Genomic DNA, 13,667 nt, shown 5'->3' on the forward strand with positions numbered 1-13,667 from the left:
ATTTCTTTCTTGGAAATTTTTAAGCAATTTGCTATAATTTATAGTCAATATTTTGTTTAGGGGCATTATGAAAAAACTTAGAAAATCACTGTTTTTATTGTTAATAAGTTCAGGGAGTTTGCTTTTAACTTCTTGTGGACTTACTACTTCACGAATTGACTTGCAAAACAAAAAAGATGAAAATGCTAAAACTCAATCTCAAGAGAATAATTTTATTCAAAAAGAAACTCTAACAGCTGAAAAAACCGGCGATTTGCTAGATAATTCAGAAACCCAAATTAGCCAAGAAAACAATTTTGATCAAAAAATTGATCAAAAGTCAAATCTAGTTTCAATTCCAAAACCTAATATAAAAACAAAAACAGTTAAAAAACAAATTTTAAAAAATTTTAACCAAAACAAAAACCAACAGCAACAACAGCAACAAAAGCAACTTTTAAGCCCAAAAAATGATAATAAAACCGAGATTATCACTAAAAAGCAGCCAGAAGTGGCTGTTTTTGCAAATTATTCGCAAAAATATTTGCAGTTAGAAAATGATGTCAAGAATTTTATTAACACTGAATTAAAAGAGCTTAAACACGAATTTTTTAGGGACAAATTAAATCAAGTAATTGACGAAGTTGAATACGAAAAAATTCGTGACCATAATAATCAAAACGAGTCCTTTTTCAAAAATAACATCGAAAAACTAACAAAAATTTTTGATGAAGTTAAAACTAATTATAAAAATTCAACTGATTTTTCGCAAATAATCGAGCCAAAAATTCAAGATGAAAAACCAAAAGAAAGAAACGAAAATTCTTATCCTTTAGGGATTGAAAAATACCAAGATTATCAAGGTAATTTAAATTCCAATAATTCTGCCAAAAGTTTTATGAATTTAATTGACCCAAAAGATGTAAGAAATTTTGAATATCAAGGCTATAACGAACAAAATCGTAAAAAAGTTGCCGATTTTACTAAAAAATTAATCGATGAATCTAAGGCAAAAACTGATCAAGAAAAAATAAAAATTATTTTTGACTGAATAGTTAAAAATGTAAAATATGCTTGAAATCTAAGTCGAATTCCCGCGGTTGAACCTTCGGCTGTTTTAGAAGAATTATACGCTGTTTGTGGTGGTTATTCTAATTTATATAAAGCAATGCTTGATTCAATTGGTATTAAAAATTCAATTGTTATTGGTTGATCAAAATTTGGTCCACACCAGTGAAATTTAGTTTTTGATACAAAAACCAAAGAATTTTTTCACTCAGACCCAACTTGAGGACAATTCAGAAGAAATGATGCTGAATTTGCAAAAGATCATAAAACCTTTAAAATTCTTGACTCATTTTATTCAGAAAATGGCCAAACTTATGAGTATAATTTAGGTGTTTCGCTTGTTTCTGCTAATACTAGCGATGCTAAGCCTGCCTTTGAAATTAAAAATAAGTCTAAAGTAGTCGGAATTTCTAATGATTTTCTAAAAAAAGCAAGTAAATTATACATTGGTCCAAATGTTTCGCGGATCGATTATCAAAGTGGAACTTTTAGTGTTAAAAGTATTGAAGTTGATCCCCAAAACCCTTATTTTGCATCAAAAAACGGCGTTTTATATAATAAAAACTTGACAAAATTAATTATAATGCCTGAAAAATACGACTTTTCTTCATTTGTCTTGCCAAAAACAGTCCAAGAAATCGAGGATTACAAATTTTCTCTAAATGCAAAAAATTTAGAAAAAATCACTGTCGAACCAGGAAATTACTATTTTAGAGACTATGGCGGAATTTTATACAATAACGATTTAAGCAAAATTATTTTTATCCCTAAAAATTATAAAGGCAAAATTATTACTGCTAAAAATGTTAAATTAGACCCACATACATTTGCAAATAATCAAAAAATCACTGAAATTGAAATTAGTCAAGGCACAAAAGAAATTCCCGATTTTACATTTAATTCTCTAAGTTCGCTTTTAACTATTAAAATACCTCAGAGTCTTGAAAAATTTTCTGAAAATGCTTTTGTAGGAATTGATCTAAGAAAACTAAAAATAATTTACCCGCCAAACATTGACAAAAATGTTGCCAATGTTCTAAAAAAATTAAAAAAGATGTAATAAATCATTGTATCTTTTTTAATTTTGGGAAAAATATTATAAATATTAGGCGGGTTGATCTAAAATTACTTTTTTACTAATTTTATTTGATATTCCCGAGTTCACTAGTTTGGTGCCAAAAATTCACTTTTTATTGAATACAAATATGCAAAAATACCCGGATTTACGGGTATTTTTGAAACTAAAATCTTAATTTTTATTAGTTTAAAATAACTTTTTGTAAAAAAAAAAAAAAAATGCTTGGTCTAAAATAAAATTATGTTATAATAAATCTCACTTAAGAATAATTAATAAATTTGGATATTAGAATTAAGGGGGAATTAGTTATGTTTTTTGTCCAAAAATCAGAAAATGCGAATTTTCCATTATATTTTTAAATATGATGGTATGCCTTAAATTTAACCGTTTAGAAATCTTCAAATTTAGGGCTTTTGGTTATTGTTCTTTCAAAACTTCATATGTTTTTTTAGGCTCAATGCAAATAAAAACGAGTCTTCTTTTTGCATTGAGTTTAAATAGTAGTTGTATTTTTTTTATGATTTTTGTTATTTTATTCATAAATTGATTTTTGACAGTGTTTTAAACTAGGCAATTAACTTTTGCCAAAAAAGTTAAAAAAGTACCCGAAACTAAACCAGGACACTCTTTTAAAATTACATCATCAAATTGTGAAACTCGGGAATATTATAAATATTAACCGGAGTGATCTAAAATTACTTTTTTATTAAGTTTATTTGATTTTCAACTAATTTTACAATTTCTAAAGCTATTGCAGGGGCTGCTGATAAACCTGGCGACTGCATTCCTGCAGCAAAAATAAAATTGGGATCTTTATAAGAAGGCCGAATAACAAAATCGCTATCCTGAATTTCGATTGGTCTTGAGCCTGCGAGTGCAAAAATTGTTTCCTGATAATCTAAGGTTGGAATAATTTTATGACCAATTTTTTGAATTTGCTCAACAAGATTGAAGTCAAGACAATTTACCTTTGATTTATCGATATTTTCTTCGGCTGTTGGTCCAACTAAAATATTACCATCAGGACGAGGCGCGACAATTACACCTTTTCCATATTTTTGAGGCACTAGAAAATAAACATCTTTTACATCAGGGTGATTTTTAAGAATTAAATATTGACCTCTTCTTTGTTTTTGACTAAATTCGGAAAATCCGGCTAATTTTCCAATTTCATCAGCATAATGACCGGCTGCATTAATAATAATTTTAGTTTCAAAAAATTTATTTTCTTCATTATTTGTTTCAATTTGAAATAACTGTTGGTCATTTTTTGAAATTGAAACAACTTTTGTGTTAGTATAAGAATCTACACCATTTTTAAGGGCAATTTCTAAAAAAGCAAGACTAGATTTGACCGGATCAATAACTCATGAATTATCACACTCAAGAGCTAAAGATGCTTGTTTTGAAACTAAAGGATGTTGAGTTTCTAGCTCTTTTTTTGATAAAACTCTTAAATGTGATTGACTAAGTCCGTTGATAATTCCGCGATCATAAAGATCATAAATAATTTTTTCTTCTTCTGAATCAAAGGCAAGAACAATGCTTTTTGCTTGTTGACGAGGAAAGTTTACTTTTGGAAATATGTTTTCAATTCACAATTTATGTCCTAAAACATTTAATTTTGCCTTTAATTTATGCGGTTTTGGGTCAAAACCGCAGTGAATTATTCCTGAATTTCCTGTTGTTGTTTCTGATGCAATGTATTTTTTTGCCTCAAGTATTGCAATTTTTAAGTCAAATTTACTTAATTCATAAGCAATATTTGTGCCGATTATTCCAGTGCCAATAATAACTACATCATATTTTTGCAATTTTTTAGTTTCCATATGCACTAATTCCTTTTGATAATTTTATAACTTAATTATATCAAAATAATCGCTATTTATTGGATGATTTTAGTTTGTTTTTATATAAACGGTTAGCAATTTTCTTTTTGATTATCAAAGACGGAATAATTAAAAAAATTGAAATTAAAACTAAAATAACTCGTAAAATTAGCAAAGCTCTTGTTGAATTAAGCGGATAGGTAAGCAGTAAAAAAGTTAATGAAAATAAAATAACACTATAATAAAAAATAAAAGAAAAATCGACCACTTTTAGTCTAGTTAAAACCAGTGAGGCAAAAAAACAGACAAAAAAATTTAAAATCCCAATAATGGCTAAAATTCAATATGAAATTATCTCTTTTTGCCAAAAATCAGGTGAAAAAAATATATAAATTAAGCTAATAGGAATAAAAATTACAATTAATGCAAAAACAAAATCCGGAATTTTTGTTATTTTTTTATACATTTTTTTCGCGGTTTTTTAGCAATTCAATAAAGTCAACTAATGAAATTTTAAAAGATTCTTGTGAACCAAATTCGCGATAAGTAATTTCGTTTTTTGCTATTTCTTCATCACCTATAATTATCTGAAAAGCAGTTTTTTGTAAATTAGCTTCACGAATTTTACGTGTAATTCGTTCAGATCTTAAATCAATTTCAGAATTATACCCTAAATTAAATAGTATTTCGTGGATTTTTTTACTATATTCATAATGTTTTTCACCAACGGGAATTACGATAATTTGCTTTGGTGATAGTCAAAATGGTAATTTTCCTTTAGTTTGTTCTAATAAAATTGCAATAAATCGCTCATAAGTTCCAATCAAACCACGGTGAATCAATATTGGAGTTTCTTTTTGATTAAATTCGTTAGTAAAACTAATTCCAAATTTTTGTGGCAAAAGAAAATCTAGCTGCAAAGTCGAAATTGTAACTTCTTTATTTAGTGCTGTCTTAATTTGAAAGTCGATTTTTGGACCATAAAAAGCAGCTTCACCGATTTTTTCAACGTATTTTACGTTGTTTTGATCAAGAAATTGCTTTAAATCATTCTCGGCTTGATTCCACATTAAATCATCTTGAAAAAATTTTTCTTTGTTTTGTGGGTCTCTTTTTGAAAAAGAAATATAAAAAACTTTTATTTTAAAAAAATCAAGCACTTCTTGAATCATCTTAAAAAGGTGGCTAATTTCGCTAAAAATTTGCTTTTTTGTGACAAAAATATGACCTTCAGTTAAATCCATTGCTCGAACTCGTTCTAAACCTGAAAGTGCACCTGATTTTTCATAACGATATAATCTAGATTGCTCTGAAACTCTAAAAGGCAAATTGCGATAACTAAAATGTTGCTCAGAAAATAAAATTATATGGTGTGGACAAGTCATTGGTCGTGGAATAAGCGCTTCATCTTCAACTTTAATTGGCGAAAACATGTCATCTTTATAATGTTGTAAGTGTCCTGAAATTTCATAAAGGCTTTGGTGACCAAAATGAGGGGTTAAAACTTCTCTAAAACCGTAATTTCGGTCAAATTCTAATATTTTTTGCCTAATTTTGTTATGAATTTTCATCCCATTTTCAAGTCAAACTGGGAAACCAAGTCCAAAATAATGACTAAAACTAAAAAGTTTTAGTTTTGAACCAATTCGGCGATGATCTCTTTCTTGTCTTTCTTGCAAAATTTGAAGAAATTTTTCAAGATTTTCCTTTGAATCTCAACTTGTACCATAAATTCTAGTGAGCTGCTTATTTTTTGAATTTCCACGTCAATATGCACCTGCAATTTTTAAAAGTTTAAAATTTTTTATTTGATTCAAACTCTCAAGATGCCTTCCAGCGCAAAGATCCTCAAAAAGTATATTGTTTTGCTGGTCAACAATTGAAAAATAGGTTACTTTTTCAGATTTGTTTTCAAGATCAGATTTTAGCTCTTGTTTGTAAATTTGACTTTGAAAATCAAGATTTTTACCTTCTGTTTGAACAATTCTTAAATTTTTTGAAACTAATTTTTTCATTAATTTTTCAATTTTTCCAAAATCTGATTCAGAAAGTGGACTTTCTAGATCAAAATCATAATAAAAACCATCATCATAAACAGGACCAATTCCTAATTTTACATTTGGAAAAAGTGTTTTTATTGCAAGCGCTAAAAGATGAGAGGTAGAATGATTAAGTTCATAATCAATTTTTAATTCCATGAGTTAAAGCCCCATTTTTTGTTTTATTGTTTTTAAATTTGAATTTGCTATTTGATTTGCTTTTATTGCCCCTTTTTTTGCAAAATCATCAACAAATTGTAACATTTTTTGGTGTTTTTTTTGTAAATCTTCGAGAAAATTAGCAACAATTGTTCCAACTGTTTCCTTTAAAAACTTATAGGATTGATCTTGAAAAAAATTAAGGGTTTCTTCTTGAGTTTTATCAGTAAAACCCATAAAAATATTCAAAAGATTATTGATCCCAGGCTTTTCCTGACTAAAATAAATTTTATTTTCAGAATCAGTTTTTGCTTTTTGAATTTTATTATAGGCTTCTTGAGGCGAATCGCTTAAAAAAATTGCCGAGTTTTTTTGGCTTGTTGATTTAGACATTTTTTTGGTCGGATCAGTAAGTGACATTATTTTTTGCGCATTTTGAGAAATTATTGCCTTAGGAATGACAAAATTTGTTTTATAAATTTTGTTAAAACGGTGAGCAATTTTTCGTGTAAGTTCTAAATGCTGTAATTGATCAGCGCCAACGGTTACAAATTCAGGATTATATAAAAGAATATCTGAAGCCATTAAAATTGGATAAGTTAGCAAACCTGTTGGCACTTTTTCGGTATTATTTTCCTGTTTTTGGCGAGATTTATCTTTAAATTGCGTCATTCTTGAGAGTTCGCCAATTGTTGTTTGGGATTGTAAAAGTCAAAAAAGTTCACTGTGAGCACTAACATCAGATTGAAAAAATAACACGGTTTTTTCAGGATCAAAACCACATGCAAGATAAAATGCAAAAATACTAGCCCGGTTTTGGGTTAATTTTTCTGGGTCGATTGGCAAAGTAAGGGCATGAAGATCGGCGACAAAGATAAAATTTTCGTACTGATCTTGAAACGAAAGACTCGGTTTTATCGAACCGAGAAAATTACCAATCGTCAAGTTTCCAGTTGCAGTTATTCCACTTACTAATCTTTTTTTCATAGCAAAAAAATTTTAGCATAATTGTACGAATTTTTTAGAAAATGAGTATAATTTAAAAAGATATTATGAAGCTAATTTCCAAAATCATTTATTTTCTTTTGCAAATTTTTAGCTTTGGTTTGTTTGCTAAACGTATTAAAGAAAAACATAATAAAACAAAGTCTGAAATCACCTTTGATGACAAAATCGGTTTCAAAGTTGATGATCTAGTTAAATTTTTAGGCGGGACTAAAAATATTGACTCATGTGATTTTACAGTTTCTAGATTAAAAATTAAATTAAAATCAACTGAAGGCATCAATGTTGAAGAAATTGGAAAATTAAAAGGGATTTCAGGCGTTGTTGTTGGTTTAAACGAGATTAATTTAATAGTTGGTAATAAATCTAAGGCTATTTGAAAAGCTATAAATAATTTTGAATAAGTTTAAAAACAGTTTAAAAAATCCTAAGGAAATTACATAAAAAAATGCAAAAATTTGGAACCCATACCCGTGAAACCCAAAATTCAACTGGTACAAATCAAAATTTAAGCTACGAGCGTTTACTAGCAAATTTAATCACAATTGAACGTGCAGATTCAGCACTTTTTACAAGAATCGACAACGAAAATTATATAGATTTATTTTCTGCCCTAAAAACTAGCGATCTTAGAAAATTAATCTCTTCGCCAATTTCTTCTGTGTCATTAACAACAAGTGAATTTGATGATTTTATTGAAAAAATAGAATCAATAAATGACAAAGATGAATTAATTGAATACTTAAAAAATTCAGACTACAAACTAAACCCGCTTGCCCAAAGAGCGCTTAATTCTGATTTTCAGTCAGCAAAAAAAGACATATTAAACAAAATATCATATAAAAAACAAACAAGTCTAGCAAAATGAAAACGTTTGATCAAAAAAGCTTATGATATTCTTAGAGATCGAAATGTTTGGCCTTTGCACATTGGATTTTGCTATATTTCTTTGTCAATTGAAGATAGAAGTTTTTTTGGACCTTTATTTGTTAAAGAATGTGAAGTTACTATTGTAAATTCAGTGCCAAGACTTAATGCTGATGGACATATAAAACTAAATAATAAACTTCTTGCATTTTTAAAGAAACTTGACATTGATTTTAACTTTGATTTTGATTTTTCAGAATTTTCAATTGAAGAAGTAATTGAAAATGTTAAAAAATTCTATAATGATAAGTTTGAAATTCCTAACATTGAAGGAAAAATTGCAAAAGATGTTTCAACTCCAGAAGATACAATACATTTTCACCCCGGAGTTGTTCTAGGATTTTTCAACATTGGCGGATCACATCAGCGTCAAATCATGGAAAAAATGATCAAAACTGGTGAAATTCACAACTTAATTGATGTTGATATTAACAAAACCACATATAGAAACAATGTTGAAAAATCAATTTTTTCACCGAAATTTACAGGATTTTTTAAAATTCAGCCTACCAATTTTACCCAAGATTGTGCTCATATTTCGGCAATTTTGCAAAACACAATTATCTGAGGTCCTCCTGGAACTGGAAAATCTCAGACAATTGCAAACATTATTTCCAATGTTATTGCCCTAAATCGAACCGCACTTGTTAGCTCGCAGAAAAAAATTGCCCTTGTTGTTTTAAGAAAAAGACTAAAAATGATGTCATTTTTCTGTCTTTTTGTCATTAATGAAAAATTGGAAAATTATAAAGATTTTTACAAGCCAATTGAAGAATATATTGAAAATATTGAAAATTTCAATATGGAATCAAAGCTTAAAGAAATTAAAGTTTTTTCCGATGATGATCGCCAATATTTAGAACTTTTAGATAAAATTTTCCCTAAAATTGAAACTTTAACAAATACACTTGATGCCTATAAAACAATTGAAAAAGCAAATAATTTTTTTGCACTAAATATTGCTGAAACTCTTTTTAAACTAAATAAATCGATTAATATCAATCCAAAAAGATCACCACATTCAAGAAATAGTCTAAAATTACATATTATTGAGAGCAAACTCAAACGTAAATTAAAACTTTATGAAAAAGCAATGCATATGGCTTCTAATGAACTTCGCCAAGACATTGACTTAATTCTTGAAAACCTAGCTAATTATGATGACAATTTGGAAAACATCTATAACAAAATTTCAAAATTAGAAATTTCTAATTTTGAAAATCTCGAAAAGTTTCTCAATTTTGTTAAAAAACCAAAAGTTGAAGTTCTTGATGATAAAGCTTTATTTATTCACCATGCAAAAAAAGTCTTTGAAGTTTTAGCAAAATTAAATAATGACCCTGAATTTCAACAACTATATACTCGCTTCAGACTTAGTGTTAAACAAAAAAAGAAAATGTCACCTTACAAGTTTTTACTAAAACATGCCGAAATTATTAAGATTTTGTTCCCAGTTATTATTACAACTCCTGACATTGAACTTGTAATGTTTGAAAAACGTTATTTTGATTACATTATTATTGACGAAGCTTCACAAATGTTTTTAGAAGAAGCACTCCCACTTTTATTTTACGGAAAAATTAAAGTTCTTGTTGGTGACCACCAACAAATGCAACCAATTCGTTGGTTTGCTTCAAAAATGAATGATGAATCAGAAGATGATGCCTTTGCAAATATTGAATCAATTCTCGAATATGCCCATTCCAAAGGTGTTTTTAACATTATGTTAGACAAAAATTACCGTTCACATCATGCCTCATTGATGTCTTTTAACTCGCGTCATTTTTATGATTCAGAGCTTAAAATTGCCAATAATCATAATTTTGAAGGCAATGATGTAATTGAAGTTCATAATGTTAATGGTCAGTGAGACGGTCAGCAAAATATTGTTGAGGCAAAAGCAGTTGTTGATATAGCCCAAAAAAATATCAACAAGTTTTCGACAATGATAATTTTGGCTTTTAATAAAAATCAGCAAAATGCAATTGAAAAAATAATTTTTGAATCCTATCCAGAAATTGAAAAATTAATCTATACTGATAAAATTATTGTAAATAGTCTTGAAAATATTCAAGGAGATGAGGCTGATTTAGTAATTGTCTCAGTTGCCTACGATCAAAGTGCAAAATTTGGTTCAACTTATATAGCACGAAAAGGTGGAAAAAACGCCCTAAATGTTGCTACCTCTCGTGCACGTCAAAAAATGATAATTTGCAAGTCAATAAATGCTGATGAAATTCAAAATACTTCTAACTCTGATGATCTTGAGATTTTTAAATCTTGAATTAATTTCTTGGATCTTGATGTTCAATCACAAATAAATTATTCACGTAAAAATAAAGTACAACTTTCACTTTCAGAGTTAAAAAATGTTGCAAAATCAAGCTTTTTTGCTGACTTTCAGCAAGAATTTGCCGAAGAATTTTTAGCACTTTTCCCAAATTTAGAGCTAAAAACCAACTATGTTGTCGGAACCGAGCAAATTGATGTTGCTATTTTTGATCAAGGCAAATTTTTACTTGGAATTTATTTAGATTCACTTGAATATCGCAAACCTAAAGAGTATATTGAATATTTTGATGCAATCAAATTCATTCAACAAAAAAAATATCCAATTATCATTATTAATTTTGTTGAATGAAAACTCAATAGAAATAAAGTAACCGAAAAACTCAAAAAAGAAATTATCAATTTGAAGGAAGATGATCTTGTTTAAACCGGAATTATATCAGGTTGATGATTTAGTAATTGGCTGTGATGAGGTTGGTGTTGGCGAGTATTTTACAAATTTAACTGTTTGCTGCGCTGTTTTTCGCCAGTCAGAAATTGAAGGGCAACTTATTGAAAAAATTGTTGACTCAAAACTTTTAAATGAAAAAAAGATTAGTGAACTTTTTGAAATTTTAGACCAAAAAATTACTTATAAATTTATCTCTTTAGAGATGAAAGACTATAATGATCTAATCCAAAAAGGGCTAAACTCGCATGAAATCAAAGCTTTTTTATATTTTAAAGTGCTCAGAGAACTGACTTTAATTTTTAAAGATGTTCCAATTGATAAAATTTTCATTGATGGTTTTGTCTCGGCGCAAAAATTTAGTCAATATTTTGCTAAAATAAGTAAATTTTTCAACATTGAGCCATGAAATTTTGAAAAATACCCCTTAATTTTGGAGAAAAAAGCCGACACAAAAATTAAACAAGTCGGAGCTGCTTCAATAATTGCAAAACATGCCCTGAGTCAAAAATTCAACAAACGGCAAGAAAAATGAAAAGCAATTTTTCCAGCTGGTTCAAATCAAATTGAAAAAATTGTTAATTTTTGCCTGGGACAAATTCAGAAATACGGGACAATTTTCCTTGAAGAAAATGTAAAATTACATTTTAGCATTACTGATAAAGTCTATACGAAACTAAAGGAAAAAAATGGAAAAAATAGCTAAATTATTTCAAGAAAATTCAGAACAAATTATCTCAAATGTCGGTACAGCTGGGGGAGTTGGTCTTGGTGGCTGAATTGGCATAACTATTGGTGTTGGAATTATTTTATTTATTATTGGCGGTGTGATTGCCTTAATAGTTTCAAAAAAAATGTTTGAAAAACAAATCCGCGAAAATCCACCAATAACTGAAGGCATGATTCGCGCAATGTACATGCAAATGGGTCGAAAACCATCTGAGGCACAAATTAGAGCGGTTATGCGATCAGTAAAAAACGCTAAAAAGTAGGAAATAATGAAAAAGAAAGTTATTTTAATTATTATTGACGGCCTTGGATTACGTCCAGAAAGTCAAGGAAACGGTTTTGCACTTGCAAAAACACCGGTTTTTGATCATCTTTTTGACAATTATCCAAATAGTTTGATCGCCGCTTCAGGTCAAGAAGTTGGACTCCCTGAAGGACAAATGGGAAATTCAGAAGTTGGCCATTTAAATATCGGAGCCGGATTTATTGTCTATACAGGAATTTCAATTATAAATAATGCTTTAAAAACCGGTGAGTTTTTCAAAAATGAAAAATTTATTAAGGTTTTTGAGCATAGTATCAAAACTGATACGCCCGTGCAAATTATGGGACTTTTTTCTCCAGGAGGCGTTCACTCACATCAAGATCACCTTTTTGCACTAATTGATTTTGCCGCCGAATTTGGTGTTAAAAAACTTAATTTGCACCTTTTTGGCGATGGTCGAGATGTTGCGCCTGAATCAATTAAGCCAAATCTTAACTTATTAATAAAGAAATTGAAAAATTTTGAAAATTACAAAATTGCTTCAATTTCTGGCCGTTTTTATTCAATGGACCGTGATAAAATGTTTGACCGTGTTGAATTAGGCTATAATTCCATTCGCGGAAAAGCCGAAAATACGTTCACAAATCCAATTGATTATGTTGATTCTCAATACGAAAAAGGAATTACCGATGAATTTTTACAACCGGCAATAAATTTGCAAGTTAATAAAAATGATTTTCTTAATGATAATCATGGCGTTATTTTTTTTAATTTTCGCCCTGATCGTGCAAGACAACTTTCACATTTAATTTTGCAAACAGATTTATATACTTTTAAACCAAAATATCCTGTAAAAATCGACACTTTTGTGTCAATGATGAAATATGAAGGGATAAATTGCGATATTGCTTTTGAGGAAATGAAAGTCAAAAATCCGCTTGGAAAAGTAGCAGATGAGGCAGGATTAAAACAACTTCGACTCGCTGAAACGCAAAAATATGCTCATGTAACTTTCTTTGTTGACGGTGGCGTAGAACTTGAATTAAAAAATTCTGACCGAATTCTTGTTGATTCATTAAAAGTTGAGTCTTATGCTGATTATCCACAAATGTCAGCTGTCGAAATCACTGATAAATTAATCCAAGTTGGCCAAAATTATGACCTTATTATCGTCAATTTTGCAAATCCAGATATGGTCGGACATACAGGAAACTTAAAAGCAACTATAAAAGCAGTTGAAATTTTAGATTCACAAATTGGTCGAATTCACACCTGAGCAAAGGAAAATAATTTTCATTTTTTCATTACAGCCGACCATGGTAATGCTGAGCTTACTGAGGATGAAAATAATAAGCCCTCAACAAAACATACCGTATTTCCTGTTATGTTAATTTCAAGTGATAAAAGTTTGAAATTAAAAAACGGAAGATTGGCAAATATTGCCCCAACAGTGCTTGATTATTTAAATATCAAAAAACATCCTGATATGGATCATGAATCATTAATAATTAAGCAAAACTAAACTTTTACAGACTAATTTTTCTTCATTAAAACCAAAATCATTTTCCTTTTGATTTTGGTTTTTTTAAAAAAGTCAATTAGTTAGTTCAAAACACTGACAAAAATCAATTTATGATAAAACAACTACTATTTAAACTCAATGCAAATAGAAAACTCATTTTTATTTGCAGCGAGCCTAAAAAAACATATGAAGTTTTGAAAGATCAATAACCAAAAACCCTAAATTTAAAGATTTCTAAACGGGTAAATTTAAGGCACTCCATCATATCTAAAAATATAATGGAAAATTTGCGCTGTCTGATTTTTTTATGACAAAAACATAACTAATTCC

General features: G+C 28.9%; 10 protein-coding genes. 6 read left to right on the forward strand and 4 right to left on the reverse strand.

Annotated elements, in window-relative coordinates; genetic code table 4:
* Window positions 1-67 precede the first annotated feature (67 nt).
* The gene (locus QJQ40_RS01735; RefSeq protein ID WP_282861614.1) at window positions 68-2,107 is read left to right on the forward strand and encodes a leucine-rich repeat protein; all 2,040 of its coding nucleotides are present in this window, start codon (window positions 68-70) and stop codon (window positions 2,105-2,107) included.
* Between the two features lie 713 nt (window positions 2,108-2,820).
* On the opposite strand, the gene glpO is transcribed toward QJQ40_RS01735, so the two are convergent.
* From glpO to trpS, 4 genes are read right to left on the reverse strand one after another with little or no spacing between them, the layout of a single operon-like run.
* Window positions 2,821-3,954 (reverse strand): type 2 glycerol-3-phosphate oxidase, encoded by a 1,134-nt coding sequence (gene glpO / locus QJQ40_RS01740; RefSeq protein ID WP_282861615.1) that lies wholly within the window; start codon window positions 3,952-3,954, stop codon window positions 2,821-2,823.
* 52 nt (window positions 3,955-4,006) lie between these two features.
* Window positions 4,007-4,420 carry an MAG3450 family membrane protein gene (locus tag QJQ40_RS01745; RefSeq protein ID WP_044285994.1) on the reverse strand — a complete coding sequence of 138 codons (414 nt, stop codon included), beginning with the start codon at window positions 4,418-4,420 and terminating at the stop codon, window positions 4,007-4,009.
* Window positions 4,413-6,152: a threonine--tRNA ligase gene (gene thrS, locus QJQ40_RS01750; RefSeq protein ID WP_282861616.1), complete on the reverse strand. Its 1,740-nt coding sequence runs from the start codon at window positions 6,150-6,152 to the stop codon at window positions 4,413-4,415. Before thrS ends, QJQ40_RS01745 begins: the two co-directional genes overlap by 8 nt.
* Before the next feature lie 3 nt (window positions 6,153-6,155).
* On the reverse strand, window positions 6,156-7,139 hold the full coding sequence (gene trpS / locus QJQ40_RS01755; RefSeq protein WP_282861617.1) for a tryptophan--tRNA ligase: 984 nt from the start codon (window positions 7,137-7,139) through the stop codon (window positions 6,156-6,158).
* 65 nt (window positions 7,140-7,204) lie between these two features.
* Between trpS and QJQ40_RS01760 the strand changes: the two genes are divergently transcribed.
* The 5 genes from QJQ40_RS01760 to gpmI are packed head-to-tail and all read left to right on the forward strand — an operon-like array spanning window position 7,205 to window position 13,337.
* Window positions 7,205-7,561, forward strand: a complete 357-nt coding sequence (locus QJQ40_RS01760; protein ID WP_044284230.1) for a PTS transporter subunit EIIB — start codon at window positions 7,205-7,207, stop codon at window positions 7,559-7,561.
* 44 nt (window positions 7,562-7,605) lie between these two features.
* On the forward strand, window positions 7,606-10,800 hold the full coding sequence (locus tag QJQ40_RS01765; RefSeq protein ID WP_282861619.1) for a DEAD/DEAH box helicase: 3,195 nt from the start codon (window positions 7,606-7,608) through the stop codon (window positions 10,798-10,800).
* Complete coding sequence (locus tag QJQ40_RS01770; RefSeq protein ID WP_157356172.1) at window positions 10,787-11,527, forward strand: ribonuclease HIII; 741 nt, start codon at window positions 10,787-10,789, stop codon at window positions 11,525-11,527. The genes QJQ40_RS01765 and QJQ40_RS01770 overlap by 14 nt, the downstream gene beginning before the upstream one ends.
* Window positions 11,511-11,813, forward strand: coding sequence for a YneF family protein (locus QJQ40_RS01775; RefSeq protein ID WP_080684852.1), 303 nt, complete (start codon window positions 11,511-11,513; stop codon window positions 11,811-11,813). Before QJQ40_RS01770 ends, QJQ40_RS01775 begins: the two co-directional genes overlap by 17 nt.
* 6 nt (window positions 11,814-11,819) lie before the next feature.
* Entirely contained in the window at window positions 11,820-13,337 is a 1,518-nt protein-coding gene (gpmI, locus tag QJQ40_RS01780) for a 2,3-bisphosphoglycerate-independent phosphoglycerate mutase (RefSeq protein WP_282861620.1), read from the forward strand.
* Window positions 13,338-13,667 lie beyond the last annotated feature (330 nt).

The organism is Mesomycoplasma ovipneumoniae, from assembly GCF_030012565.1.
GTDB lineage: Bacteria > Bacillota_I > Bacilli_A > Mycoplasmatales > Metamycoplasmataceae > Mesomycoplasma > Mesomycoplasma ovipneumoniae_D.